A 26,866-nucleotide genomic window follows, 5' to 3' on the forward strand; every position below is an offset into this window, starting at 1 on the left:
CTGGCCGTCAGAACGAAAGCTGGATCCCGAGATCGATCGCCAGCAGCACGATCGACAGGCCGATGCCGAGAATCACGTTCGGCAAGCGGTGCTCGAAATCGCGATGATCCTTGCGCATCGCCGCGCCGAGCAGGAAGATCGCCTCGACGACGATCTGCAGCCCGACGAACAGCAGCATCAGCAGATACTCGTAGCCCATCTGCTTGAACGCGACGAACTGCATCCCGTGATCGCGGATCCACTGGCCGACGCGCAGCAGTTCGTAGACGAACAGCAACGCGGGGAACAGGTAACTGATGAAGTAGGTCGGCGCGGTGGCGTGCCGTAGTTCGAGGTGGAAGTGCTGATGCGTGGTGGCCATCACAACCCTCCTTGCAACGCATGATTGCGGTCGCGACGGCGGCGCGTGTCGCGTGCAAACTAGGGGATTGCCCGATGCACAGTGCGCAGCCGTACCGCATCAGCATACTGCTGCGCGGGAAATTTGGCATGCGAAGTGTGCGTTCGTTGTAACAATGTGTGCGCGATGCGCGACGCGTTGGCGGCCTCCCGCTGGCCGTTGCGCTGCGTTGCATGGCGCCGCGACGTCCTTCCGGGCGTTTGTGCGTGCGTCACCGCTTCGCTTCCGCGCCTTCGATAAACAGCTTCGCGACCGACTGAAACTCCCGTTTCAGCGACAGCCCCGGCACGGTCAGCCAGCGCAGCATCGCCGCGAGATACAGATGATGGAACCAGGTCGCGAGCTGATCTGCCTGCAGCGTGCGGTTCAGTTCGCCGGCCTGCTGGCCGGCTGCGATCAGTTGCTGCCACACCAGCGCGATGTCGCTGCCGTTCTCTCCCGCGCGCTCCGGTTCGGCTGCGCCGATACTCAGGAAGCGGTGCCGCAGGTACGCGAGCAGATACACCGGATGTTGTTCGCACCACGCGGCCGACGCGTCGAGCACGCAGCCGATGCGTGACGCAAAGGTCTTGCGCCGCGCGACGTCGTGTTGCAAATGCGCGAGATCGCGCGCGAGTTCGCCTTCGAGCCAGTGCGCGAGCACGGCTTCCTTCGTCGGAAAGTGGTTGTACAGCGTGCGCTTCGCGACATCAGCCTGCGCGGCGATCTGCTCCATCGTGACGGCATCGTAGCCGTGCGCGTCGAACAGGCGCGCGCCGGTCGCGGCGAGATGCGCGAGCATCTGGATGCGTTTGCGCGCGCGGCGGCCCGGATCGTCGGTCGGAATCGTCATGGCAGGGGTTGACTGAAAGTGTACGGATTGCATTAGTATACGACGTGCATTTTTTGAATCCAACCTTTTCCGCCATGTACGGGGAGCCCCGCATGAAACTCGTCATCGCCACCTACGGCACCGAAGGCGACACGCGCCCGCTCGCGGCGCTCGGTCGCGCATTGATGGATGCCGGCCATGACGTCCGGTTGCTCGCCGACGCGGCGACGCTCGGGTCGGCCGCCGCGCTCGGCGTGCCGTCGGCGCCGCTGTCCGGCGACATCCGTCGCGCGATCGCGCCGGAAGGCGCGTTGGCCGGTGCGGTGCGCGGGCGCGGCGGCTTCGCCGATACGTCGAAGGCGCTCGCGGCGATCGCGAATGCGAACACGGCCGCGTGGATGCGCGAAGTGGCGGACGCATCGGCCGGCTGCGACGCGCTGCTCGTGTCGGGGCTCGCGTCGTTCGTCGGGTTGTCGGTCGCCGAATATCGCCGCATCCCGGCGATCGGCACGGGCATGATCCCGATCACGCCGACCGCCGAATTCGCGTCGCCGTTCCTGCCGCCGGGCAAGTTGCCGCGCGGGCTGAATCGCGCGACCCATCGGTTCGTGAATGCGCTGCTGTGGCAGGCGTTCAGGAAGTCGACCAACGCCGCGCGCGCCAACGTAGGCGGATTGCCGCCGCGCAAGCGCGTGTGGACCGATCATCCGATGCTGTATGGCGTGTCGCCCGCGCTGCTGTCCGGTCCGGCCGACTGGCCGGCGAACGTGCAAGCCTGTGGCCAGTGGCGAATCGATGCGCGTGCGTGGGCGCCGCCGCCCGAACTCGCGGCGTTTCTCGACGCGGGCGAGCCGCCCGTGTACGTCGGTTTCGGCAGCATGGCCGGCTTCGATCGCGCGGCGATGGCCGCGGCGCTGACGCATGCGCTGGCCGGCCGGCGCGCGCTGCTTTATCCGGGCTGGAGCGGCATCGATGCGTCGCTGCTGCCGGCGCACGTTCGCGTGATCGGCGACACGCCGCACGACTGGCTGTTCCCGCGCGTCGCGATGGCGATCCATCACGGCGGCTCGGGCACCACGCATTCGGCCGCACGGGCCGGTATTCCGTCGGTGGTCGTGCCGTTCGCGGGCGATCAGTTCTTCTGGGCGAACCGGCTGCAACGGCTCGGCGTCGCGGATGCGCCGGTGCCGGGCCGGCGCATGGAGGCTGCGGCGCTGGCGCGGGCCATCGTGTTTGCCGAACGGGATGAGACGAAGGCGCGTGCGACGGAACTCGGTACGCTCGTCGCGCAAGAAGACGGCTTGAAGCGGGCGGTCAGTGCGATCGAACGATGGGCGCAACCGCGCGCGCGGTAAGCCCGCGCGTCGGCATCAGAAATGCCCGGTGAACCGATAGCGGCTGCCCGGGTGCCACAGATTGGCGACCGACGCGACCAGCCCCTGCGACCACGTGCGCCGATGCAGCAGCAGGCACGGCTCGCGATCGTCCATCGTCAGGTGGCGGCGCGTGTCGGCATCGGGCATCGCGGCCTCGATCCGGTATTCGACGCGCTGCAGCGGCGCGACGCGCGTCAGGTACTGGTTCGGCGTCGTCGCCGTGAAGTCCTGCAACGCGTATTCGGGCGCGCAGGCCGGATTGACCCAGCGTTCCTCGAGTTGCACGGGCGTGTCGTTCTCGAAGTGCAGCACGCGCGAATGGAAGATCGGGCTGCCGGTGTCGAGTTGCAGTTCGTCGGCGAGCTTCGCATCGGCGACGGCCGCGCCGACCAGCAGCACCTGCGCGCGATAGCCGTGGCCGCGCGCGGCGACTTCGTCGGAAATGCTGCGGATCGCGACGAGCGTCGATTCGTATTTCGGCGACGCGACGTACGTGCCGGAGCCGCGCGTGCGCGTGAGCACCTGTTCGGCGGTCAGCTCGCGCAGCGCGCGGTTGACGGTCATCCGAGCGACGTTGAATTCGCGCGCGAGCTCGTTCTCCGACGGCACCTGGTCGCCTTCCGCCCATTCGCCGGCATGAATGCGCGCGAGGATGAAGTCCTTGATTTCCTGATAGATCGGTGTGGTCATGGGATCACGATTCAGAGTCGGCGGCGGGCCGCCGCCGAATGCCGATCCGGCGCGCGCCCGGCGCCGAGTGTACCGGTTTCGCGAGCGCGCCGGCCCGGATTCCCCGAATGATCCCTGTTCGGCCGGCGCGCGTCCATGCGGGATTGCACAGAGCGGCCGGCCAGTCGACGGCCCGCGCGCGGTCAGAACCGATGCCGGATGCCGATCGTTGCGACTACCTGCGTGCGGGTCGACGAAGCCGCGACCCCCGTGACGTTCGCGAACCCGAGCGTCGCGTCCGACGGCACGCCGAACTGGTGCTGGTACACGGTTTCCGCATACACGTCGGTGCGCTTGCTCAGCGCGTAGTCGGCCATCAGCGTCACCTGGTGCCACTTCGGCCGGTGGCTGCCGGTGGCGTCGTCGTAGCGGCCGTCGGTGAACGTATAGGCGCCCGCGAACGAGACGGCCGGCGTCAGCGCATAGCGCGCGTTGAGTTCGTAGTTGTCGAAGCGCAGCGCGTTCAGCGCGCCGGGCAGCGACGACGCGGCCGTCTCGTCGAACATCGTATGCGTCCACAACGCGCCGATCGTCAGCCGGTCGAACGCGTAGCTGCCGCCGGCGCCCATCACGCGCTGCCGGACGGCCGGGAAGTTCGGCGCGTCGTTCGTCGACAGTGCGCCGCCGGCCGTCAGGCCGCCGCGGTTGAGTTGCAGGTACGCGGCGCCGAGGTTAACGGGCCCGTTCGCATACGCCACGCCCGCGCTGTACGCGCGGTTGTTCGCGAAGCCGCCGGCCGCGTTGCCGAACCCGTACAGGCCGCCGAACTGCCAGCCGGCGAGCGTCGGGCTCGTGTATTTCACCGCGTTGTCGATGTAGAACGAATCGTCGAGGTTGTCGTTGTCGAACGGATGCGATGCGAGGTTGTTGCCGTCGCCGTTGTTCGCCATCGCGAGCGGGCCGAGATAGTCGACCACGGCGTCGTACTGGCGACCGAGCGTCAGCGTGCCGTACCGGTCGCTCTGCAGGCCGACGTACGCACGGCGGCCGAATATCGTATTTCGATAGGACTGCGTGCCGTTATTCAGGTTGAAGCCGCTTTCGAGTCGAAACAGCGCATGCAGGCCGCCGCCGAGATCCTCGTTGCCGCTCAGCCCGAAGACCGTGTTCGACAGCAGCCCGCTGCCTTGCTGCCACGCGCTTTTGCCCGACTGGTTGTTCGTATAGGCGATACCGGCATCCAGCATCCCGTAGAGCGTGACGCTGCTTTGCGCATGCGCGGCGGCGCCGATGAATGCGAACGACAGGGTACCGACGACTGCTTTTTTCATTGCATGTAGTTCCTGGAAAGGCCCGTTGCGACGGGAACGGCGATCCGTCACGCGTGCCCGTGCGGACACGCTTGTGCGAATCGATGAAAGGGGAGCGCGTGACGCGTGTTCACGCGCGGCGGCGGCGAACGCCGGCTAGTGCAGCAGGCGGATCGTGCCGAACTCGGCGGCCGGCAGCGCGCGCAGGATCGACAGGATCGCGGGCGACGCCTGCGACCGCGCGACTTCGAGTTCGATGCACGCGCGCCCGGTGCGGCTGTCGATCGTGGCCGTGTAGCCGTTGAGCGCGGCGCCGACGGCCTGATGCAACTGGCGCCGCACGATCGCGAGGTTGTCCGATTCGACGCGAACTGACAGCAGCACGAGTGCGTCCGTGGGAGAGCGACGCCGCGAACGATCGGGCGGCAGAGGGCGTGAAGCAGCGGAATCGGTTGTGGTCGGTTTCATGGGCTCATCCCCGGTCACAGCGGGCTCCGCATCGCGGAGATCTCGTGATGGACATGGCCCCCATTCTAGAAATCGCCGTGGCGAGACGGTGTATAGACTCGCCGCGCGCGTGCAAAGGATGCGTAAACGCGCCGTGCCGCGCCGGCCAACGGCCCAAGGCATGATGAGCGCGCGCTGGCCGAGTTATCGTTGGATGAGCGGTTCAGCCGACGAAAGTCTAGACAGCTGCCGCGGCCCGCCCGTACGCCGCGAGAGCGCCATCATTCCGCTTCGTGTAATCCATAATCAATTGAAAATTAAGGAAAATACGGCCTAGTGCTCCTAATCAGCCGACAATTAGAGATAAACACGGATTGCTGGCCCCGCCCTGAAACGGCAAAGTTGTCTGTACAACTTGGGGCGTCGCCGGAACGCGCGATTTCCCCGGTTGGAAGGGTTCACGGCGCTCAGCTTGACCGGAACCCGCACCAGTTCGCCTCTGATAGGAACGCCATGAAGAAACTCGCGCTCGGTATTGCCCTCGCCACGCCCTTCGCGTGACGCGCCCGGCTTGATGAGCAGGCCGCATCACGTCGTGCGCAGAACTCGTTTGATACGCGCTTAATGGCTATTGACAATCCAGCCACATCGTTCTGGATCCCTAATATGATCTTCCAAGGATTTGGCCCGCTGCTGTGGGCCGGCACGGTCGAGACCGTGAAGCTCGCGGTGCTGTCGCTCGCCGCGTCGCTGATACTGGGCCTCGCCGGCGCGGCCGCGAAACTGTCGGCCAACCGCGCGCTCAAGTCGGTCGGCACGTTCTACACGACGCTGATCCGCGCGGTGCCCGACCTCGTGCTGATGCTGCTGCTGTTCTACGGGATCCAGATCCTGCTGAACGACGTGACCGACGTGCTCGGCTGGGACCAGATCGACATCGACCCGTTCGTGGCCGGCGTCGTGACGCTCGGCTTCATCTACGGCGCGTACTTCACCGAGACGTTCCGCGGTGCGTTCCTCGCGGTGCCGCGCGGCCAGCTCGAAGCGGGCTTCGCGTACGGGATGAGCGGCTGGCGCGTGTTTTACCGCATCCTGTTCCCGCAGATGATGCGCTTCGCGCTGCCGGGCATCGGCAACAACTGGCAGGTGCTCGTGAAAGCCACCGCGCTCGTGTCGATCATCGGCCTCGCCGACGTCGTGAAGGCGTCGCAGGACGCGGGCAAGAGCACGCTCGATTTCTTCTTTTTCACGCTCGCGGCAGGCGCGATCTACCTCGCGATCACGACGGTGTCCAACGTCGCGCTGCACCACCTCGAGAAGCGTTATTCCGTCGGTGTCCGGAGGCTTGCACTGTGATCGAACTCGTCGGCCAGTACTGGCAAAGCTATCTCTATTCCGACGGCTACCGCTTCAGCGGCCTCGCGATCACGCTGTGGCTGCTGGTCGTGTCGATCGCGCTCGGTTTCGCGCTCGCCGTGCCGCTCGCGATCGCGCGTGCGTCGTCGAACCGCTGGATCTCCGGCCCCGTGTGGCTCTATACGTACGTGTTCCGCGGCACGCCGCTCTACGTGCAACTGCTGATGTGCTACACGGGCATCTACAGCCTGCAGGTCGTGCATGACCACGTGCTGCTCGACACATTCTTCCGCAACGCGATGAACTGCACGCTGCTCGCGTTCGTGCTGAACGAATGCGCGTATGCGACCGAGATCTTCGCGGGCGCGATCAAGGCGACGTCGGCCGGCGAGATCGAGGCCGGGATGGCGTACGGAATGTCGCGCTTCAAGCTCTATACGCGCATCATCCTGCCGTCCGCGCTGCGCCGCTCGCTGCCGAGCTACAGCAACGAAGTGATCCTGATGCTGCACGCGACGACGCTCGCGTTCACCGCGACCGTGCCCGACATCCTGAAGGTCACGCGCGACGTCAATTCGGCGACGTACATGTCGTTCCAGGCGTACGGCATCGCGGCCGTGTTGTACGCGGTCGTCGTGTTCGCGCTCATCTGGGCGTTCCGCAAGCTCGAGACGCGCTGGCTCGCGTACCTCGCGCCGCGCGGCCATTAACGCATTCGCAAGATCCGCAACGAAGGACCCAGCATGTACAAGCTTACCGTTGACAACCTGCACAAGAAATTCGGCGACAACGAGGTGTTGAAGGGCGTGTCGATGAAGGCGAAGGCCGGCGACGTGATCAGCATCATCGGCTCGAGCGGCTCCGGCAAGAGCACGTTCCTGCGCTGCATCAACTTCCTCGAACAGCCGTGCTCGGGGCAGATCACGATCGGCAGCGAGCCGATCCAGACCCTGCGCGATCGCAACGGCTCGCTGCGCGTGGCCGACCAGAAGCAGCTGCAGCGCATGCGCACGAAGCTGTCGATGGTGTTCCAGCACTTCAACCTGTGGGCGCACATGACGGTGCTCGAGAACGTGATCGAGGCGCCGATGGCCGTGCTCGGCGTCGGCAAGGACGAGGCGATCGCGCGGGCGCGCCAGTATCTGGAGAAGGTCGGGCTCGCGCCGCGCGTCGAGGGCATGTATCCGTCGCACCTGTCGGGCGGCCAGCAGCAGCGCGTCGCGATCGCGCGCGCGCTGGCGATGGAGCCGGAAGTGATGCTGTTCGACGAGCCGACGTCGGCGCTCGACCCGGAACTGGTGGGCGAAGTGCTGAAGGTGATGCAGAAGCTCGCCGAAGAAGGCCGGACGATGGTCGTCGTCACGCACGAGATGGGCTTCGCGCGCAACGTGTCGAACCACGTGATCTTCCTCCATCAGGGGAAGATCGAGGAAGAGGGCGATCCGCAGCAGATTCTCGTGAATCCGAAGAGCGAGCGGCTCGGGCAGTTTCTGTCGGGGCGGTTGAAGTAAGTAAGCGCACGGTTTCGCGCCGTCGCAAACTGGAACGCTTAATGCTTGTCTCGCGTGATCCTTTCGATGAAGGAGCATCGCGATGAGCACGCCGACCACCACCGCTTTTTCCCACGTGAAGCCGCAGGACACCGCCTATCAAGGCGAGGGCCTGCGCGACTTCTTCCTGTACCGCGATCTCGGTATCGCCGCCGCGACGAACGGCAAGGTCGTCGCGCAACTCGTCAGGGCCAATCATGCACCGGCGGCGGGCACCGGCTGGCACCGTCACGAGGCCGAATTCCATATCGTGATCATGCTGAAGGGCTGGGCGCGCTTCATGTACGGCGAACAGGAAACGCTGGTGGCGGCAGGAGACTGCGTGCACCAGGCGCCGGGAATCGTTCACTACCTGTTCGACTACTCGCCGGACATGGAGTATCTGGAGATCGTCGGGCCGGCCGACTTCAAATCGATCGACGTCGACGGCCCGTGTGCAGTGCCGGAGCCGACGCCGTGGGGCGAGGTCGGTGCGTAGCGTGCCGGTTGGGTGTGCGCTTTCGACGAACCGCCTGCATTCAGGCGGTTTTTTATTGGTGCGCCGACATCCGCGACTTGCCTTCCGCTTCCGCCTAGCCGGCCCGGCGCGCGAGTGGTTCGCTCACGCGTCGTCCGGATGTTGCGGCAAACGTCGCCGCGCCTCTCCGGCGTGGCGATTCACTGTGTCGCTACCCGCGTTCAGTGCGCATGATCCGATTGCGCTTCGGTCGCCGCATCGATCCCGGCCGTGCGCGCATCGAGCAGCGCGCGCAGCGTGACGTAATGGGTGCCGCTTGTGCCACCTTCCGCATCCGCGGTGCGATCGTACGGCTCGTTGTCGTGGATCGTCGCCCGCACGATCGGATAGATCTGCGTTTCCCAGCGGCTGCCGTTGAACACGCCGTAGTGCCCCACGCCCGTCTGGACATGGTGCGTCTTCAGGTACGACGGTAATCCCGAACACAGTTCCTGCGCGGCCACCGTCTGGCCCACCGCGCAGATATCGTCCTTCTCGCCTTCGACCGTCAACAGCGCGGTGCGATGAATCGCTGCCGGTTCGACGAGCCTGTCGCCCACCGTCAGCTCGCCGCGCGCGAGCGCGTACTGCTGGAACACCTTCTCGACCGTTTCCAGATAGAAGTCCGCGGTGAGATCGGCCGTTGCGAAATATTCGTCGTAGAAATGCCGCAACGTATCGGCTTTCGCGGGGTCGCCTTTCGCGCGTTCGTAGTACAAATCGGCGAACGACGCCGCATGCCGGTCCGGGTTCATCGACATGAACGCGCCCACCTGCACGAAGCCCGGATACACGCACCGCTGCGCGCCGACGAAGCCCGTCGGCACCACGCTGATCAGGTTGTGCGCGAACCACTCGATCGGCTGGCTCGTTGCGAGTTCGTTGACCTTCGTCGGATTCACGCGGCAGTCGATCGGGCCGGCCATCAGCGTGAGGCTCGCCGGCTGAGCGGGATCGCCGCCGGCCGCCATCAGCGAGACTGCCGCGAGCGACGCGACGGTCGGCTGGCAGATCGCGAGCACGTGCGCGTCCGGGCCGATGTGGCGAATGAAGTCGATCACGTGCGTGACGTATTCGTCGAAACCGAAACGTCCGGCCGTCAGCGGGATGTCGCGCGGGTTGTGCCAGTCTGTGATGTACACGTCGTGATCAGCCAGCATCGTGCGCACCGTGCCGCGCAGCAGCGTCGCGAAGTGCCCGGACATCGGCGCGACGATCAGCACGCGCGGCTGGCGCGCGACCGGCCGCGCCTTGCGGAAATGCAGCAGCGTCGCGAACGGCGTGGCCGTGGACGCTTCCTCGACGATTGGCACCGCTTCGCCGTCGACGACGACCGACGCGATCCCGAACGGCGGCCGCCGGTGCGAGAACGCGCAGCATTCGAGCAGTTCGCACAGCGCATCGACCATGCGGCCTGTCGGCGTCGATGTCGCCGGTGGCCACAGCGACATCGTTGCGCGCGTCGCGGCCGCCCATGCACGCGCCGGACGCAGACATTCCGCAGACCATTGATAAAACGGATAGGCAAGCAGATTCATGACCTTCGCTCGTGACGCCGCATTGCAATGAACGAGGCAAGCCGTATGCCAGCATGCGGCTGGCACGCGCGTTGCAGCGGTTCGGGAGCGTGGCGATGCGCGCGGTACGTAGTGAGCAGGGCGAAGGCGATGCGTTGCCTTGCTGGTCGGGCGCGCGACACGTGCGGCGATGCCGTGCGACGTTGCGCCAGTTCGGCGTACGGACCGCACAGGCGTGGTGCGCGGTCCGACGGCGCGTCCGTTTACGGTGCAGGGGCACGAACGACATTCTGCAGGGGAGTGATATGGAATCCAACGCACGAACGACGCTGACCATCAGCAGTCGCAATTACTCGTCGTGGTCGATGCGCGGCTGGTTGCTCGCGAAGCTGAGCGGCCTCGCGTTCGAGACGATCAGCGTGCCGATCGATGCCACGTCGCGCGCCGAGCTGCTGCTGCTGTCGCCATCGATTCTCGTGCCGTGCCTGACGCACGACGGCAACGCGGTGTGGGACACGCTCGCGATCGCCGAATACCTGAACGAGATCCGCCCGCAGGCGCGGCTGCTGCCCGACGAGCGCCACGCACGCGCGCATTGCCGGTCGATCTGCGGCGAGATGCATTCCGGCTTCAGCGCATTGCGATCCGCGCTGCCGATGAACCTGCGCGGGCATTTCCCCGGCTTCCGGATCTGGTCGCGCGCGCAGCACGACATCGAGCGGATCGTGACGATCTGGCGCGAGTGTCTGGCCGAGTACGGTGGCCCTTGGCTGTTCGGCGCGGAGATCGGCATCGCCGATGCGATGTACGCGCCGGTCGTCACGCGCTTTTTGACCTACGACGTGAAGCTCGAACCGGATGTCGCCGAGTACTGCATGCGCGTGCTTGCGCATCCGTTCGTTGCCGAGTGGATCGACGCGGCGAAGGCCGAGCACGAAGACATCGACGAACTCGACATGGAGTTCTGACGCGCGCGATCGCGGCGCGCTTTCAATTTCACTACAGGCGCAAGCGACGAAACGAACGATCGATGGACGTGCGCAACTCGCAAACGTTTCACCTTGATTTCGGTTCAAAACGAGCACGAATGTCCTAAAGGGCGTTGCGCCCGATGACGTAAACAAGTCACGGGGATGACTCGCGATCGCATGCTTCAGACGTGCGACGCGCAGTCCGCAATAACCAGCGCAGCAGGGGGATCGACTCGTGAATCGTCAGCAATCGTGGACGCGTACCGCCGCGCCCGGGGAAATCATTTACTCGGAGGGCTTCGCGGGCGAGCCCGTCATCTTCCTCATTACCGACGGCAAGGTCGAGCTGTCCACGCGCTGCGACGACAAGCGCGTGATCGTCGCGACGCTCGGCCGCGGCGAGTTCTTCGGCGAATCGGCGCTGCTCGCCGCCGAACCGCGAGCGCATACCGCGAAGGCGCTGTCGTTCTGTCAGCTCACGGTCGTGCCGGCCGGCATCCTCGATGAAGAAATCGAGCGCGTGTCCGCACTGCTGCGTCATATCGTGCGAACGATGATCCGCCGCGTGAAACGCAAGGATGACCAACTCGCGACCTATACGCATGCCGACTTCATGCCGGGCGTGCTGTCGTATGCGCACGTGTTGTCACTGATGGCCGGCGCCGATGCGCGCGAATCGGGCGACACATGGGCGCGCCGGCCGATGCAGGCGCATGCGGCCGAAACCTCCGTGCCGCTCGCCGAAGTGATCCGCAAATGCCGCGCGATTGCCGGCCACTCGCGGCCGCATGTGCTCGCGATGCTGCGACGCATGGAGAAGCTCAACCTCGTCACGATCGAAGCGGCGCAGGGCGACGCTGGTGGCGCGACTGATCACGCGACGTCGTCGGATGCGCGCCAGGTCGTCACCTTCGACGCCGCACGCGTGATCGACCGCGCGCAGCAGGTCGCCGATCACGATCTCGACGTGTCGATCAACAGCGAACTCGAACTCATCGAACTGGCCGATCTCGAATCGCTGATCGGCGTCGACAAGACGCTGCTGCTCAACAAGCTGTCGAATGGCGAGATCGCGGAAGAAGTGTTCGCGTTTCGCAAATCGAAGGTGCTCAACTACGTCGAACAGAAAGGCGTTGCGTACTTCTCCCGCCGCAACGGGCGCCGCGGCGGCGACGTGCGCGCGCTCGAGGATCTCGTGTGGATCGACCAGCGCACGCTGTTCGACGTGATCAGCGCGTTCGATACGTACGACCTCGCGAAACTGATCGCGAATCTCGACGATCGCGCGGTGGCCGACAAACTGTTTTCCGTGATGACCGAGGCGCGGCGCAACGAGGTGTCGTGGGTGATGCGCCGCGAACTCAAGCTCGATCCGGTCGAGATCGAGGACATCGAGCAGCGCGTGCTGGAGGCCGTACGCGCGGCGAAGGCGCCTGCGGCGGGTGCGATGTCCGTCGCGTCGACATTGTCGTCTGACGCGTGATACGGAGGCGCATATGGATCTGTTGACCCTGGTCGGTGTGGTGCTGGGCGGCGCGGCGATCGTGTTTGGGTTCGCGCTGGAAGGCGGGCATTTCTCGATGCTGTTTCAGTTCGAGGCGCTCGTGATCGTGCTCGGCGGCACGCTCGGCGCGGTGATGATCCAGAACACGTGGGCGCGCTTCTTCGACGCGGTGAAGCAGTTGCGGCTCGCGTTCGTGCGGGCACGCGAGGTCGATCGCAAGAACCTGTCCGACCTGCTCGAATGGGGCGACCGCGCGAAGCTCGACGGGCTGCTCGCGTTTGAGTCGATGGACGTGAGCGGGATTCATCCGTTCGCGCGCCGCGGGCTCGAACTGCTGGCGAACGGCGTGTCGACCGCGGTGCTCGAAGATGCGTTGCAGCGGGAACTCGATGCGTACGAACGCAGCCGCTTGGCAGCCGTGCGCGTGTGGCAGCAGGCCGGCGGCTATGCGCCGACCTTCGGCATTCTCGGCTCGGTGCTCGGGCTCGTGCAGGTGACGAGTCATATTCTGGAGCCGGCGCAGCTCGGGCCGGGCATCGCGATGGCGTTCATCGCGACGCTGTATGGGCTCGCGTTCGCGAACCTCGTGTTCCTGCCGCTGTACGGCAAGCTGCGCGCGCAGATCGATAGCGAGATGCGGTTTCGCAAGCTGTATCTCGACGGTTTGCTCGCGATCTCGCGCAAGGAATCGCCGCATACGATCGAGACGCGGTTGACCGGCGACGTGCGCGGGCGGGCGGCGGAAACGCTGGCGTGATGTTCGTGTGCTTTGTGCTTACGCCTGGGCCTGTATCTGTACCGTTTGACGAACCCGGATTCCCGACAGCATGACTGCTCGAACTGATGGCGCATCCGCTGCCGATCGCGACGATCACGAACTCGAAGGCGCGCGCTCCGGGCGCTGGCTGATTTCGTACGCGGATCTGATCACGACGTTGATGGTGCTGTTTCTCGCGCTGTATGTGCTTCAGCTCGCGAAATACAACGCGCTCGATGCGCGGTATCAGACGCTTGCGCGGCAGGCTGGGGATGCTGCGACTGCTTCCATCGATGCTGCCAAGTCCGAGCCAGCGCCGCCGTGGCTCGCGTTGCTCGATTCGTTGAAGTCGAATGGACGCATTTCGTTGGTGAAGGCGCCGCATGGCGTCGAGATCGGTATCGACGCGAAGATCCTGTTCAACGTCGGCGATGCGCGTTTGCTGCCCGATTCGTCGCCGGTGCTGAACCAGATCGCACAGGCACTGAGCGAGCATGCAACCGGCGACATCCTCGTCGAAGGCCACACGGATAGCGTGCCAATCGCGAACGCGAAATACGAATCGAACTGGGAGCTTTCGTCGGCGCGCGCGGGGAGTGTGGTGCGCTACCTGACCGAGCGCGGTGTCGCGCCGCATCGGCTGGCGGCGATCGGGCGGGCGGATACGCAGCCGCTTGTTGCGGGGGACGATGCTGGTTCAAGGGCGAGGAACCGGCGCGTCACGATCTTCGTTGCTTACTGATCAGCGCCTCGTATTTGCGTTGCTTCTCGTGCATATAGGTGGCCGCATATGCCCGCTCTTTAACAACATAACGAATCTCGAATGATCGCTATCTGAAATCAGCGATGCGATTCTGCGCCCGCCTGCCGATAACCCAATCTGGCTCAGACCGAGCGGTTATCGAGGGTTCCCCATGCATTTCTGGCGCAAGCTTTCCATTCAGAACAAGCTGATTCTCAGCATGACGAGTTGCCTGCTCGTGTTCGTCGCGATTTCGAGCGGGCTCAGCGTCCGTCTGATCGGCAACGCGGTGCGCGATCGCGTCGTCCGCGAAGAGCTGCCCACCGCCGTGAACGGCATCCGCGCCGACGTGCAGCGCCAGATGGCCGGCCCGATCGCCGCGTCGCGCATTCTGGCGCGTGATGCGTTCCTGCTGCAATGGGAAGCCGACGGCGAACCCGACGCCGGCACACGCAACTGGATTCAGCTCGCGAAGAACGTGAAGGACGAGCAGAAGGCCGCGTCCGTGCAGTGGGTGTCGGTGAAGAGCGGCAACTACTACAACGAAGCGGGCTTGCAGCGGAAGGTGACCGACAAGGATCAGTGGCTGACCAGCTTCCTGTCGTCGGGCAAGGCGTACGACGTGAACATGGATCGCGAGGTGACCGTCGGCGGCTACATGATGTTCATCAACAGCCGCGTGGAACTCGACGGCGTGCCGATCGGCGCGGCGAGCATGAGCCTGTCCGTCGATGCGCTCGCGAAGGGGATCTCGGCTTACCGGATCGGAGACACCGGGTTTGCGTATCTCGTGCGCCCCGACGGCGCGATCATGATGCATCGCGATACGTCGCTGATCGACGGCAAGCATTTTCTGAAGGATGAGCCGGGGCTGCCGGGCGAGGCGTCGTCGACGCTGCTTGCGGGCAAGCCGTATGCGTATCTCAGTTACGACGGTGATGGTGGCGCGCGGTTCATCGCGACTTCGTTCATTCCGGAGCTGAATGCGTATGTGGTCGTTCAGGTGCCGCAGGCCGAGCTGCTCGGGCCGGTGACGCGCGCGATCCGCAGCGCGGCATTGGTCGCGGCGGTGGTGGGCCTTGGGGTCGCGCTGCTCGTGATCTGGCTGGTGGGCCGCGCGATCGCTGCGCCGATTCGTCGGGCGGCTACCCTGCTGTCGGAGATCGCGAGCGGTCAGGGGGATTTGACGCGCCGCATGACGGTGGAGAGCGAGGACGAAATCGGGCAGTTGTCGGATGCGTTCAATCGGTTCGTGTCGTCGCTGTCGACGCTCGTTCACCGGATTCGTGCGGCTTCGGCTTCGATTGCGACTGGCTCGGCGCAGATTGCTTCTGGGAATGCGGATCTCAGCGAGCGCACCGAAGGGCAGTCGAGCAACCTGGAACGGACGGCTTCTTCGATGGAAGAGATCACGGCCGTGGTGCGCAACAACACCGAGACGGCGACTACTGCGGCGAAGATGATCAACGGTGCGGCGGATACGGCGGCGCGTGGTGGGCAGGTGGTGGGTGAGGTCGTGACGACGATGGAGCAGATCAGCAACGCGTCGCAGCGGATTTCCGAGATCATCGTGATGATCGACAGTATCTCGTTTCAGACGAATATTCTGGCGTTGAATGCTGCAGTGGAGGCGGCGCGGGCGGGGGAGCAGGGGCGCGGGTTTGCTGTGGTCGCTTCAGAAGTGCGGAATCTGGCGCAGCGTAGTGCGCAGGCGGCGAAGGAGATCAAATCTCTGATCGAGCACAGCGCGGGGACGGTGGGTGCCGGGTCGCGGCTCGTGAGTGAGGCGGGGAAGGTGATGAGTGATGTTGTTTCGCAGGTTCAAGGCGTTAGCGCGATGATGAGCGAGATTGCCGAGGCTAGTCTGGAGCAGAGTGCCGGGATCGATCAGATTGGCGATGCGGTGCAGTCGCTCGATCAGATGACGCAGCAGAATGCGGCTTTGGTCGAGGAAAGCGCGGCTGCGGCGGAGAGTTTGAGGCAGCAGGCGTCGGAACTGACCAAGCTGGTTTCAGCTTTTAAGGTGGATGAGTAAGGATTGGTTCGCGGGTTGGATTTTGGGGTGTTTGGGACGGCTGCCGTGGGGTCACGGCAGCCGTTTTTGTTTGTCGGTACTGGAATTGGCTGCGTTTATAGAAATGAAACGCATTTTCAGATTGAATGTTGGGGTGGGTGCTTGTTGCCGTCATTGCTGCGGTGGGGGGAAGTTGTCGGGTCGCCAACGGATACTTATCTGGCTTGTCGGGAGAAGGTGGCGGCGAAGGTGGGAGCGGTCAGGATGAAAGATCAGGCAGATCTGGACAAGAAATATGCGGCTGAAGTGAATGCGAGGCTGGTTAAGCTCGTCGGGGCGGTCAAATGAAGGAGTTTTCTGCGAAGGCGGGGAGTAACGTACAAAGCGTTCTCGCCGATGACAGGGTGACGCCCGGGCCCGATGGGCTTTTCTTGAAGTCGGATGTCGGGAAGGTCAATCTGCTTGTTACGACGGTGCCGCTTTTGAAGGCTTGGGCCGAGAGGGCGGACGCGGGGATCAAGTCTACGGGTGATGTTGCCGTTATCTTCGATAACGGGGCTTTCTATACGGATGTGTTCGCTGATGATGTGGCGGCGTATCGGTTTGCAGAGTTGCTGGTGACGTGGAAGCCGGCTGATGCTGGCGTGAAGGCGTTGCTTGGGGAAAGCCAGGAAGGGGTGCCGGAAGGGCCGAATACGTTGGTTGTCTCGGTCAAGCAAGGAGCAGTAGGAGTTTTCTTTGTATCGCAAAATCGAACAGGTTTAATAGATTGTGATTCAGGGATTTTCTGTTACACGTTTTTTTATTGAGGAAAGAAGATCCCGTCGTGCACTTCAATCGATCTGAACGGGGTTGGCTAGACACGGATGGGTGGCGACAATGCTTGGATTGATGGCGATTGTCATACTGGCTAATGGATGGTTGCGTGAACATAAAATATTGCGAGAGGAGGGTTGAGTTGTTTTGAAATTTTTTGGGGAGATTATTATGGCTATTTCATGTAAGTGATTTTATTTGCAATAAACATTCGATTTTAATTTATAAATCATAAGGGGTGGTTTATGGTGGTGGCGACTGCAGCATCGGTGGCGACTGGTGCGAGAATTTTAGCTCCGTTGATAAAGGATTTGTATGATCGAGCAAAAAAATCCGGTGTTAATTATTTGAGTAGATGGGATGCCTCGCAGTTTTCTAGAAAATTGTCGAGGAAGATTTGTAAGATTGAGTCTGTGAAGACCCTTTGGCAGTTTGATAAAGAAGTCCGCTTAACGGATTTTTATTATCCGGCAACAATTGAAGTGGAGGGTGAAGGGAGGAAGCGGGTCCGCAGTATTTTGGATATCGATGTTAGTCCAGTTGTTCTTGAGGGGATTGTTGGTCAAGGTAAATCTATATTTCTCAGATATCTTTGCATTCAAGAGTTGTCGGAGAACGGTAGTGGGCGCCTTCCAGTATTTATTGAGCTTCGCTCTATAAAATCTGGAAATGATCTCATGCACTACATTCTCCAGGAACTCAAAACGTATGATATTGATGCTACTCCGGAGGCATTTAATTTTCTTGCTAAAACAGGGAAAGTCGCGCTTTTCTTTGATGGATTTGATGAGCTTGATGGTTCTTTGGTTTCTGGCGTAGTTGACGAGTTGGAGAGGATTGTTGAAAGATATGATGATATATTTATAGCGATTACCTCTCGGCCGGATTGTGAAATTCAAAAGTGTCCGCCATTTTCAGTCATTCGTCTGGCTAAAATTGGTGTCGAAGATTACGTTCCATTTTTTGAGAAACTTGATTTACCGAGGGTGCGTGCAAATGAAATAGCCGCTGCCATTGAGGGGAGCCCAAACGAGATATCTAAGCTAATCGTCACGCCGCTGATGTTGACGTTGACTGTGATGGTTTATCGGTCGGAAAAATTTATTCCTCCATTGTTGGCTGAGTTTTTTGAATCGTTGTTTGCCACAGTATTCACGAGGCATGATAAAAGTAAACCGGGATTTGAGAGAAAATTAAAGACTGGCCTCGGTGAGCGGACGCTGCAGAAATTATTCGAAACTTTTTGCTTTATGTGTGCTCAAGCTGAACTGACTCGTACTCTCACTGCGGAGGAGTTTGCGACAACTTACGAGCGATCCGCAAAGTACTTCACTGAAGGGACAGCAACGGTGGAGGCATTTCGGCATGATATTAGCAAGGTTGCCTGCCTGTTGCTGGAAGAGGGTGTCGGTGAGATGACCTTCCTTCACAAGAGTATTGCCGAATATTTTGCTGCTTCATTTATTCGAAGATTGCACGATGAGGCGGCCCGGAAATTTTATGAAAGAGCAAGGGCTGATTACGATAGATGGCGGGAAATATTGAATTTTCTTTCTAAAATAGATAAATACAGATATTATTCGTATTTCCTGATACCGGATCATGAAAAATGCCTTGACGATATTATGGGGAAGTCGTCTGGTGATGAAAGTGCGTTGCGAAAATATCTGGATGAAAAGACGAAGGGCGTTAGTCTTCGTTTATTTGATGATGGTAAGGCGATATCTGCGGTTACCATGATCACGGTGCATCAGCTTGCAAGTCGAGATTTTTCTTTCTCGGGTGAAGAGGTTTTGCGACGCATCTCATTCGATACTGAAATTGATCCTTCTTATCGAAATTGGCTTGTTGAGCATGCGTCGCGCTATCAAGGGGGGAAGTCGATTCGACGAGTAGGAGGGGAGGAGATCGGTGAAATACCATTTGCTGTTTTGTTTTCTAAGACGGGTTATGATAATTTCATTAATACGCTTAAAGTATCGATTGAGAGAATGCGGCAGAGTATAGGTGTTGCTCGTGAGTATATCAATGGTGAAAATTTAAAGGAGAACATTTTTTGATTATTGATGGTTAATTTTATTAAAAATTAGTTTTGTATTGAATTTGGTGGAGGTCTTGAGTGTTGGGTTGTGAAGGTGTCGGAGGGGCTTGGTTATTTGAAATTGCATTGTCCCGGAGTTCGGTGGGGTGAGGGAAGTGGAAGTAATGAATTTCCCCAAGACTGAATTGGATCGTGCTCGAGGTGACCTGTCGTGTGGAGAAAGGCTACTGCAGGCGTAGCCTTTTCGTAAGCGAGGGCCGATTAAGCGCAAATCGATCGATGAAGCGCAATGTTAGGTCTTCGGTAGAAGCCCCGGTGACACGCACGCCCTATGCCTAACGGCCAATCCCCCTCAATTCCTCATTTCTGAGATGCCAGCGCGACTACACTGGTCATGAAGCCATGCTTCTCGCCATCGGAGCTGAACGCAACCTCCTCCGCCTCGATGGTCGAAAAACGTCTTGCCCAACAAGACCCAGCGAAGAGGGGAGAAAGAAGGGGAAACCTGAGGCAACAAAGAAGCGCGGGCCGCATGGGCGGCAACCCATACGACCCGCTGACCACCACCAACTCATCCGAGGAGTCGGAAATGGCTGACGCCAATACTAAGCCACGTCGTAGAAAGAACAAACCCGTCAACATGCAGAAGACGTTTGAGCTGGTCCTGCGCAACTACCCGGACCTACCCAAGCGAGGCTGGCCGTACCTGCCGTGGATGAAGGCGATCGATATCAATTTCAAGATCTTCGGTTTCAAGCCGGGCGACCGCGTGTACCTGAGGGTCAGCGACGTCGACCGATCGATCACGATCACGCCGGACTACAGCCAGTTGGCGCTGCGAGAGCAGCCGTACCACGATCCTGACCGGGGACCGTCGCCGCTCTAACACCTGCAAGGGCCGCTTGCTGCGGCTCTAGCGAGTGAAACGCAGGCGTTGCATGAACACGACTGGCCGCCGGGGCGACACCGCCCCGGCCATGGCCGCGAACGCCGCGATTCACACCTTTAGCGACCTTCAACAACTGTCACGACCGCAAGGCCAGTGAGGCCGCACCGCGCCTTCCGAAATACCCGAACGGCGTCAAATCACCGCCCGCCAACCCGCCGTTTCACAACCGCCCCCCGCTGCAACACATACTCGACCCGCGCGCCTTCATCGGCCACGACCCCGATATCCTCAAGCGGATTCCCATCCAGCACGACGAGATCAGCGATCGCCCCAACCGCAACGACCCCAAGCTCCCCGGTCATATTCACAATCTCCGCCGCCACCGTCGTCGCCGACCTGAGCGCTTCCAGATTCCCCAGCACCTCCGCCCGAATCCGAAACTCCCCGGACTGAAACGCATGCATTTCGCCGAGCAGGTCCGACCCGAACCCCATCTTCACGCCGGCCTTTGCATAGATCTCAAGCGACTCACGTCCTTTCTGCTGCACGGAAGCCACCTTCGCGATGGAGTCCGCCGGCATCCCAAACTCCGACCCATGCTTAGCCAACGCGTCATAAGTAACAAGCGTCGGCACCACAAACGCCCCCCGCTCATGCATGAGCACCGCAGCCGCTTCATCCACAAGATTCCCATGCTCGATCGTCCGCACGCCGCATCGCACGGCCCGCGCAATCGCCCGCCCCGTATACGCATGCGCCATCACATACGTATTCGCGGCCTCGGCCTCGTCGACGATCGCCCGAATCTCGTCCTCCGAATACTGCGTGTTCGCAATCGGATCGGTCGGCGAAGCCACGCCGCCTGACGCCATGATCTTGATCTGCGTCGCGCCTTTCTGAATCTCCTCACGCACGGCGAGCCGCACGCCTTCGACACCATCGACGACCCGCGCAATCGCTCCCGTCCTGAAACAGCAGGAGCAGGGCTCCAGCACATCACCACGAGGCCGGAAATCCCCATGCCCACCAGTCTGCGACAGCGCCTTCCCCGACGGAAAAATCCGCGGCCCCGGAATCAGCCCTGTCTCAACGGCCTGCATCAAACTCCAATCCGCGCCCCCCGCATCCCGCACACTGGTAAACCCCCGCGCCAACATCGCATCGAGAATCGGCAGCGACCGAATCGCCGCGAGAATATTCGGCTGCGTCGCATTCGCGCCCAGGTTCGCATTCGACGCCAGCACATGCACATGGCAATCGATGAACCCCGGCATCACGGTCTTGCCGCGCACGTCGATCACCTGCGCATTCGGCAAATCCACCGGCCGATCGGTGACTTCGACGATCCGCTCGCCTTCGATCACGACATGATGATGTTCGAGCAACACGCCTCTTTCGAGGTCGAGCACGTTGCCGCCTTGAAGCACGGTAATGGTCATGAGAGAAAAATCCTTATCGAGTCGTTGCGGCCGCACGCTTCGCATCCTTCACGAAGCGCGTGCCGACGAAACTGACGGCCGCCGCGAGCATCACGTAGAACGCGGGCGCCATGTTGCTGCCGGTGCGGGCGATGAGCCATGTAATCAGGAACGGCGCGAACCCGCCGAAGATCGTCACCGCGAAGTTGTACGCAACGGATAACCCGGTCGACAGCACCTTGGTCGGAAACAGCTCCGCGAACGCCGCGAGGATCGGCCCCGTATAGGTCGCGATCAGCACGCCGAACACGGCCTGGAACACGATCAGCGACGCGAACCCGGGCGCATGGTTGATCCACGAGAACATCGGCCACGCGAGCACGAGGATCGCGAGCGCCGAGCCGGACAGGAACACGCGCCGTCCCCACGCGTCGGCGAGTCGCCCGACGATCGGCGAGCAGCACATGATCATCAGCCCGCCGACCATGCCGGCCGTGAAGCCGGTCGATTGCGGCAGATGCAGCGTGCGCACGGAATAGGTCGGCATGTAGAACAGCAGCACGTAGGTGCAGACGGTCCACAGGATGACCATCGAGAAACTCGCGAACGTCTCGCGCGGATACGTGTGCAGCACTTCCTTCAGCGGCGAGCTTTCCTTCGCCTGCGATTCGACGGCGCTGAACGCGGGCGTCTCGTCGATATGGCTGCGAATGAAGTAGCCGACCGGCCCGACGATGATCCCGAGCAGGAACGGCAGCCGCCAGCCCCAGCTATGCAGCGCCTGCGTGTCGAGCGACGTCGTGACGAACGTGCCGGTCGCCGCACCGAGCAGCACCGCGAAGCCGATGCTCGACTGGATCCAGCTCGAGTAATACGCGCGCTTCTCCGGCGGCGCGTATTCGGTGAGGAACGCGGTGGCGCCGCCCATCTCGCCGCCGGCCGAGAAGCCCTGTAGCAGCCGCGCGACGACGATCATCAGCGGCGCGGCGATGCCGGCCTGTTCGTAGGTCGGCGCGATCCCGATCAGCGCGGTGCCGGCCGCCATCAGCAGGATCGTGAGCGACAGCGCGGCCTTGCGTCCGACCTTGTCGGCATAGACGCCGAGCACGATGCCGCCCACCGGCCGCATGAAGAAGCCCACGCCGAACGTCGCGACGGTGAGCAGCACGGACGTCAGTTCGTTGCCGGTCGGGAAGAACAGCTTCGCGATGATCACCGCGAAGAAGCTGTAGACGGTGAAGTCGAACCATTCGAGACCGTTGCCGATCACGGTCGCGACGATGGCGCGGCGGCGCTGTTGCACTGCCGCATCGACGGAAGGCGCGGCGCGCGGGGAAAGCGTTCCTTGCATGGTCTCTTCCTTGGTCAGAAGACGGGACGGCTGCCCCGCATGAATCCCATGCTAAGGAGAGCCGCATTTTTTTCTGAAACGAAAGATTCGCATGCCTGCATGCGCTGCACGCATGCGTCGCGCCCGCGGCATTCAGGGCGCGGTCTGCCGCTCCGCCTGTTCGAACAGCCAGCGCGTGAACAGGCGGGCGGCCTGGTTCTGCGCGCGGTCGTTCGGCGAGATCACGTAATAGCCGCCGCCGTGGCTCGCGGACGCTTCCGTCACGCGCACGAGCAGCCCGGCTTCGATGCATGCGTCGATCATGTAGCGCCAGCCGAGCGACACGCCCTGGCCGAGAATCGTCATCTGCACGATCTGCGGATACGAGTTGATCGTGATGTCCTGCGGCTGCGCCTTCTGCCGGTCGACGTCGTTCATGTCGAACCATTCGGACCACGACATCCATTGGCGCTGGCCGTCTTCGAGGCGCAGCAGCGTTTCGCTCGCGAGATCGGCCGCATCGAGCGTGCGGTCGGCCAGATAGCCTGGCGCGCAGACGGGGAACACTTCTTCGTCGAACAGGCGGCGTGCGGTGTATTCGGCCGGCGTCTGCTGGCGCACGTAGTAGACGCCGACGTCGAATTCCGCGGGCGACATCGATGCCAGGCCGTCGCGCACGATCAGGCGCAGCTTGATGTTCGGATACGTGGCCCGAAAGTTCGGTAGCCGCGGCGTGAGCCACAGCAGCGCGACACCGGACGAGCACGCGATCGTCAGTTCGAGATCGCCGTACGGTTTCATCACGTCGTGCGTGGCTTGCGCGCATTGCGTGAGCAGGTGGTGGACTTGTGCCGCGTATTGCTCGCCGGCGATCGTCAGCCGCAGCGAACGGTGTTCGCGCACGAACAGCGAGCGGCCGAGGAATTCCTCGAGCTGCTGGATCTGGCGGCTGATCGCGCTTTGGGTCAGATGCAGTTCGGCGGCGGCTTTCGTGAAACTCGCATGCCGCACGGCGGCTTCGAACGCGATGAGGCACTGAAGAGGCGGCAGGGGCGTGATGCGCATGGCGGGCAGGGAGTCGGGGGCGCTGCCTCCATGATACGGGGGGGCCCGACGAAAATCCCGATCCGTGAAGTGCGCTGTGGATTCGCCGTATTCACTCATGCGAAGATTGAGCGAAACTGCACCGACACGTACCCGAGAACGACGTGACCCTATCAAACCCTGAGAGCAAAGTGAAAGCCGTCCACCCACCCTGGATGCCCGTTGCGCTGGCCGAACTCGGTATCCGTCGCCATCCGCCGGGCAGCATCAACCCGCGCATCGTCGAGTACAACAACCAGACGAACCTGATCGGCTACGACGACAAGATTTCCTGGTGCTCGTCGTTCGTGAACTGGTGCATGGCGCACGCGGGATTCCGCGGGACCGGCTCCGCGCTCGCACGCTCGTGGCTCGAATGGGGCAAACCGCTGGAGCGTCCGGTCTACGGCTGCATCGCGATCCTGACGCGCGACGATCCGACGAGCTGGAAAGGGCACGTCGGGTTCTACCTGCGTCACGATGCCGAACACGTTCACCTGTTCGGCGGTAATCAACTGGAAGAAGTGCGCGAACTCGCGTATCCGTTGAACGAAGTGATCGGATACCGCTGGCCGTCCACGGACTGACCGTGCGGCGGTAGCACGCGGAAAATCCCGAATGCGGACATTCCCGCCGTTGCTAATCTGTCGAACACACCGCACTGACCCACCTGGAGCCCCGTCGGCGAGTTCCCCCACGATGTATGGCGCTCGCGCGTGGACGCACCTCAAATCCATGCGCGTGAGTTCACCGTGCTGGCGAGGCATTTGACTGTAGAATCGCGCGAGAGAGCTTGTGTCATACTACTGACAATAAAGTAAGCAAAAAGTAATAAAAGGATGGAAATGGATGCGCAAGACATCGTGAGGGCGATGCAGGGCGGATTGCTTCAGCAAGATCGGCTGCTGAAACTCGACACTCCCTTTGGGGAAAATGTATTGCTACCCCAGCGCACTGTGGGCTGGTCTCGGATCGGCCGACATTTCGACTTTGCGGTCGACGTCCTGTCGACACGAAGCGATCTCAAGCTGAAAGACCTGATCGGTCAATCCGTTACGCTCTGGATTCAGCAGGCAGATCGGTCCTATCAGCCACGAAACGGTTACGTCTATGCCGCCCGAAGACTGGGATCAGAGGGTGGACTGACCAGCTACCAGATCAGCTTTGCATCATGGATGCATTTTCTGAAGTTTCGCCGCGATCAGCGTATCTGGCAGGACAAGCCTGTTGATGAGATCCTCCGGGATGTATTCAACGCGCATCCGCAGGCGAAAGGCCGATTTGAATTCGCACTGTCCAGGCAGCTTCCGTCGAGGTCGTACTGTACTCAATACGAAGATGATTGGAATTTCGTCCACCGGTTGATGGAAGAGGAAGGACTGTTCAGCATCTGGAAGCAGGCCGACGATGGTAACTCCCATACACTGACTATCACGGATCACCTAGACACGTGTGAGCCCCTCGCCGCGCGGTCGGTTCAGTTCTCTCGATACGGTACTAACAGCGAGGTTGACGCGCTGGTTCACTGGTCCGGCTTGCGAACCCTCCATAGCGCGGCTCTGACAACTCGCACATTCGACTATAAGTATCCGTCGCCGCTCGCGAATCCGAAGGGCACCAATATCCCGACTGTGTCACATCAGCTGCCGGAGCAGTTGGAGGTGTATGAGTATACCGGCCCCTATACGTATCTTGATCAAGAGCGCGGCGATCATCTCACCAAGGTGCGCATGGAGGAGTGGGAATCACGCGGAAAGCGGTTTTACGGCACGGGGGGACTGCGCGGTATCGACGCTGGGCGGTGGTTTGAGCTCGTTGGCCATCCGGAGCATGACCGGGAGTCTAGCGAGCGCAGCCAATTCGCAGTCGTCGAAGTGATATGGCTGATCGAGAACAACCTGCCGGGATCGAACCATCACGGGGACCTTCCTCACAGCCTGAATGGGCGTTTGGCTAAAGCGAAAGCTACCTTCGACGGGCAACCGACCTCTGGGATTACTCATTTCGACGGGGCCGAGGGTTTCTTCTTGGTTGAAATCGAGGCACAACGTAAATCGGTGCCCTTCCGTAGCCCGTACGAACACCATAAACCCGTCATGCAGATGCAGACGGCGACAGTTGTCGGTCCGCAAGGTCGTCGTATTTATACGGATGAGTTGGGCCGAGTAAAGGTTCAGTTTCATTGGGATCGCATCGGTCAGCGTGACGAGCGTAGTTCCTGCTGGGTCCGGGTGAGCCATCCTTGGGCAGGCGAGGGATTTGGGATGATCCATGTTCCTCGAATCGGCGACGAAGTCGTAGTGTCGTTTTTGGACGGGGCACCGGACCGCCCGCTCATTACAGGTCGGGTGTCGAACGGAAATAACTTCGTGCAGTGGAAACTGCCAGATAACCAGGCGTTATCGGGGCTGCGTTCCAGAGATCTCGAGGGAACGCAGGCGAATCAAGTTGTAGCCGACGACACACCAGGAAAACTGCAGGTTCAAGTATCGAGCGACTACGAGCATTCACGCCTCGTCGTTGGCTACAACACACGCATTGATGGCAACGCGGGGCGAAACGGAGCTCGCGGCACCGGGTGGGAGCTGGCAACGGATTCCTGGGGCGTGTTGCGCGCGAACCGTGGCATGCTAGTGACGACCGAGACGCGCGCGGGTGCAACGGCCGCCGCGAAAGATATGAGCGAGACCGTTGACCGACTCGGAAAGGCGCAGCAACTGCACGACGCGCTGACGAAGATCGCGCAGCAGAGCGAGGCACAGGATGCGGACGGCCATCAAGCCGACATCGTCAATACCATCGCGGCACAGAACGAACAAATTCGTGGCACGGGCGCTGGCAGTAACAACGAGTTTCCGGAGTTGTCGGAACCGCATCTGGTGATCGACGGCAAGGCGGGTATCGAGATCACCACACCAGCGACCGTGCATGTGGCGTCTCAGCAGGCCGCGATCACAACAGAAGGTCATATTGGTATTGCAAGTGGACGCAGCCTTTTCGCGACGGTGCGAGACACGCTTCGTTTGTTTGCGCAGACTGGCCCTATGCATCTTGTCTCGGCTGCGGGCGACATCGTATTGAACGCACTGACAAAGTCAATCGTGGCGCGAGCACAGAAGCAGATCCTGCTGGAGAGCGAGGAGATTCTGCTGCGTGCTCACAAATTCCGTGTCGAGGTAAACGGCAGCTTCCTGAATATGGATGCGAGCGGTGTGGTGAGCGGAACAACAGGAAAATTTACCGCGTATGCAGCTTCTCATGATTTGCCCGGCCCGAAGGACCAGATGGTCGATTTGTCTCCGAAGAAGATCTGTGTCGAATGCATGCTTAAGGCAGCCCGGGGCGGAGCGGCCCTGGTGCCCCGTTAAT

General features: G+C 61.6%; 24 protein-coding genes. 15 read left to right on the forward strand and 9 right to left on the reverse strand.

The features are described 5' to 3' along the window. Positions 1 to 7 precede the first annotated feature (7 nt). Together J8I33_RS04590 and J8I33_RS04595 are read right to left on the reverse strand one after the other, a co-directional pair. Positions 8 to 361: a hypothetical protein gene (locus tag J8I33_RS04590; RefSeq protein WP_124631237.1), complete on the reverse strand. Its 354-nt coding sequence runs from the start codon at positions 359 to 361 to the stop codon at positions 8 to 10. Positions 362 to 611: 250 nt separating this feature from the next. After that, positions 612 to 1,232: a TetR/AcrR family transcriptional regulator gene (locus J8I33_RS04595; RefSeq protein ID WP_050018067.1), complete on the reverse strand. Its 621-nt coding sequence runs from the start codon at positions 1,230 to 1,232 to the stop codon at positions 612 to 614. 92 nt (positions 1,233 to 1,324) lie between these two features. Between J8I33_RS04595 and J8I33_RS04600 the strand changes: the two genes are divergently transcribed. Next, complete coding sequence (locus tag J8I33_RS04600) at positions 1,325 to 2,566, forward strand: glycosyltransferase (protein ID WP_209933488.1); 1,242 nt, start codon at positions 1,325 to 1,327, stop codon at positions 2,564 to 2,566. A gap of 15 nt (positions 2,567 to 2,581) precedes the next feature. Here the strand turns inward: J8I33_RS04600 and hutC are convergent, their stop codons facing one another. The 3 genes from hutC to J8I33_RS04615 all read right to left on the reverse strand — a co-directional run bounded on the left by hutC (position 2,582) and on the right by J8I33_RS04615 (position 4,950). After that, positions 2,582 to 3,277: a histidine utilization repressor gene (hutC, locus tag J8I33_RS04605; protein ID WP_050018069.1), complete on the reverse strand. Its 696-nt coding sequence runs from the start codon at positions 3,275 to 3,277 to the stop codon at positions 2,582 to 2,584. Between the two features lie 182 nt (positions 3,278 to 3,459). Next, positions 3,460 to 4,587, reverse strand: coding sequence for a porin (locus tag J8I33_RS04610; protein WP_209933490.1), 1,128 nt, complete (start codon positions 4,585 to 4,587; stop codon positions 3,460 to 3,462). Positions 4,588 to 4,722: 135 nt separating this feature from the next. After that, a complete protein-coding gene (locus tag J8I33_RS04615) occupies positions 4,723 to 4,950 on the reverse strand; it encodes a hypothetical protein (protein ID WP_050018071.1) in 228 nt (75 codons plus the stop codon). A 729-nt stretch (positions 4,951 to 5,679) separates the two neighbouring features. Here J8I33_RS04615 and J8I33_RS04620 point away from each other — a divergent pair. From J8I33_RS04620 to J8I33_RS04635, 4 genes are all read left to right on the forward strand, one after another. Beyond that, positions 5,680 to 6,369, forward strand: coding sequence for an ABC transporter permease (locus J8I33_RS04620; protein ID WP_209924687.1), 690 nt, complete (start codon positions 5,680 to 5,682; stop codon positions 6,367 to 6,369). Further along, on the forward strand, positions 6,366 to 7,079 hold the full coding sequence (locus tag J8I33_RS04625) for an ABC transporter permease (RefSeq protein WP_124554511.1): 714 nt from the start codon (positions 6,366 to 6,368) through the stop codon (positions 7,077 to 7,079). Before J8I33_RS04620 ends, J8I33_RS04625 begins: the two co-directional genes overlap by 4 nt. Positions 7,080 to 7,112: 33 nt before the next feature. After that, entirely contained in the window at positions 7,113 to 7,880 is a 768-nt protein-coding gene (locus J8I33_RS04630; protein ID WP_050018074.1) for an ATP-binding cassette domain-containing protein, read from the forward strand. A gap of 82 nt (positions 7,881 to 7,962) precedes the next feature. Continuing rightward, positions 7,963 to 8,397 (forward strand): cupin domain-containing protein, encoded by a 435-nt coding sequence (locus J8I33_RS04635; protein ID WP_050018075.1) that lies wholly within the window; start codon positions 7,963 to 7,965, stop codon positions 8,395 to 8,397. A gap of 200 nt (positions 8,398 to 8,597) precedes the next feature. On the opposite strand, the gene phaZ is transcribed toward J8I33_RS04635, so the two are convergent. Beyond that, complete coding sequence (gene phaZ / locus J8I33_RS04640) at positions 8,598 to 9,953, reverse strand: polyhydroxyalkanoate depolymerase (RefSeq protein ID WP_209933492.1); 1,356 nt, start codon at positions 9,951 to 9,953, stop codon at positions 8,598 to 8,600. Positions 9,954 to 10,237: 284 nt separating this feature from the next. On the opposite strand from phaZ, the gene J8I33_RS04645 reads away from it, so the two are divergent. From J8I33_RS04645 to J8I33_RS04680, 8 genes are all read left to right on the forward strand, one after another. Continuing rightward, a complete protein-coding gene (locus J8I33_RS04645; protein ID WP_050018077.1) occupies positions 10,238 to 10,900 on the forward strand; it encodes a glutathione S-transferase family protein in 663 nt (220 codons plus the stop codon). Between the two features lie 238 nt (positions 10,901 to 11,138). After that, complete coding sequence (locus J8I33_RS04650) at positions 11,139 to 12,386, forward strand: cyclic nucleotide-binding domain-containing protein (RefSeq protein WP_089489083.1); 1,248 nt, start codon at positions 11,139 to 11,141, stop codon at positions 12,384 to 12,386. Positions 12,387 to 12,399: 13 nt separating this feature from the next. After that, positions 12,400 to 13,164 (forward strand): flagellar motor protein, encoded by a 765-nt coding sequence (locus J8I33_RS04655; RefSeq protein ID WP_050018079.1) that lies wholly within the window; start codon positions 12,400 to 12,402, stop codon positions 13,162 to 13,164. Between the two features lie 70 nt (positions 13,165 to 13,234). Next, on the forward strand, positions 13,235 to 13,906 hold the full coding sequence (locus tag J8I33_RS04660) for an OmpA family protein (RefSeq protein ID WP_209933493.1): 672 nt from the start codon (positions 13,235 to 13,237) through the stop codon (positions 13,904 to 13,906). A 172-nt stretch (positions 13,907 to 14,078) separates the two neighbouring features. Further along, the gene (locus J8I33_RS04665; RefSeq protein ID WP_209933495.1) at positions 14,079 to 15,941 is read left to right on the forward strand and encodes a methyl-accepting chemotaxis protein; all 1,863 of its coding nucleotides are present in this window, start codon (positions 14,079 to 14,081) and stop codon (positions 15,939 to 15,941) included. A gap of 323 nt (positions 15,942 to 16,264) precedes the next feature. Next, a complete protein-coding gene (locus J8I33_RS04670) occupies positions 16,265 to 16,729 on the forward strand; it encodes a hypothetical protein (protein ID WP_209933497.1) in 465 nt (154 codons plus the stop codon). A 252-nt stretch (positions 16,730 to 16,981) separates the two neighbouring features. Next, entirely contained in the window at positions 16,982 to 18,796 is a 1,815-nt protein-coding gene (locus tag J8I33_RS04675) for an NACHT domain-containing protein (RefSeq protein WP_209933503.1), read from the forward strand. Positions 18,797 to 19,366: 570 nt separating this feature from the next. Beyond that, the gene (locus J8I33_RS04680; RefSeq protein WP_050018303.1) at positions 19,367 to 19,663 is read left to right on the forward strand and encodes a hypothetical protein; all 297 of its coding nucleotides are present in this window, start codon (positions 19,367 to 19,369) and stop codon (positions 19,661 to 19,663) included. Positions 19,664 to 19,863: 200 nt separating this feature from the next. On the opposite strand, the gene J8I33_RS04685 is transcribed toward J8I33_RS04680, so the two are convergent. From J8I33_RS04685 to J8I33_RS04695, 3 genes are all read right to left on the reverse strand, one after another. After that, positions 19,864 to 21,105, reverse strand: coding sequence for an amidohydrolase family protein (locus J8I33_RS04685; protein ID WP_209933509.1), 1,242 nt, complete (start codon positions 21,103 to 21,105; stop codon positions 19,864 to 19,866). Between the two features lie 13 nt (positions 21,106 to 21,118). Further along, the gene (locus J8I33_RS04690) at positions 21,119 to 22,435 is read right to left on the reverse strand and encodes an MFS transporter (RefSeq protein WP_023474996.1); all 1,317 of its coding nucleotides are present in this window, start codon (positions 22,433 to 22,435) and stop codon (positions 21,119 to 21,121) included. A gap of 132 nt (positions 22,436 to 22,567) precedes the next feature. Continuing rightward, a complete protein-coding gene (locus tag J8I33_RS04695) occupies positions 22,568 to 23,479 on the reverse strand; it encodes a LysR substrate-binding domain-containing protein (RefSeq protein ID WP_209933516.1) in 912 nt (303 codons plus the stop codon). A gap of 194 nt (positions 23,480 to 23,673) precedes the next feature. On the opposite strand from J8I33_RS04695, the gene J8I33_RS04700 reads away from it, so the two are divergent. Continuing rightward, positions 23,674 to 24,084, forward strand: coding sequence for a TIGR02594 family protein (locus tag J8I33_RS04700; protein ID WP_089489714.1), 411 nt, complete (start codon positions 23,674 to 23,676; stop codon positions 24,082 to 24,084). A 258-nt stretch (positions 24,085 to 24,342) separates the two neighbouring features. Then, positions 24,343 to 26,865, forward strand: coding sequence for a type VI secretion system Vgr family protein (locus J8I33_RS04705; RefSeq protein WP_245171462.1), 2,523 nt, complete (start codon positions 24,343 to 24,345; stop codon positions 26,863 to 26,865). The last annotated feature ends 1 nt before the right edge of the window (position 26,866 follow it).

The organism is Burkholderia sp. AcTa6-5, from assembly GCF_017815075.1.
Classification (GTDB): domain Bacteria; phylum Pseudomonadota; class Gammaproteobacteria; order Burkholderiales; family Burkholderiaceae; genus Burkholderia; species Burkholderia sola.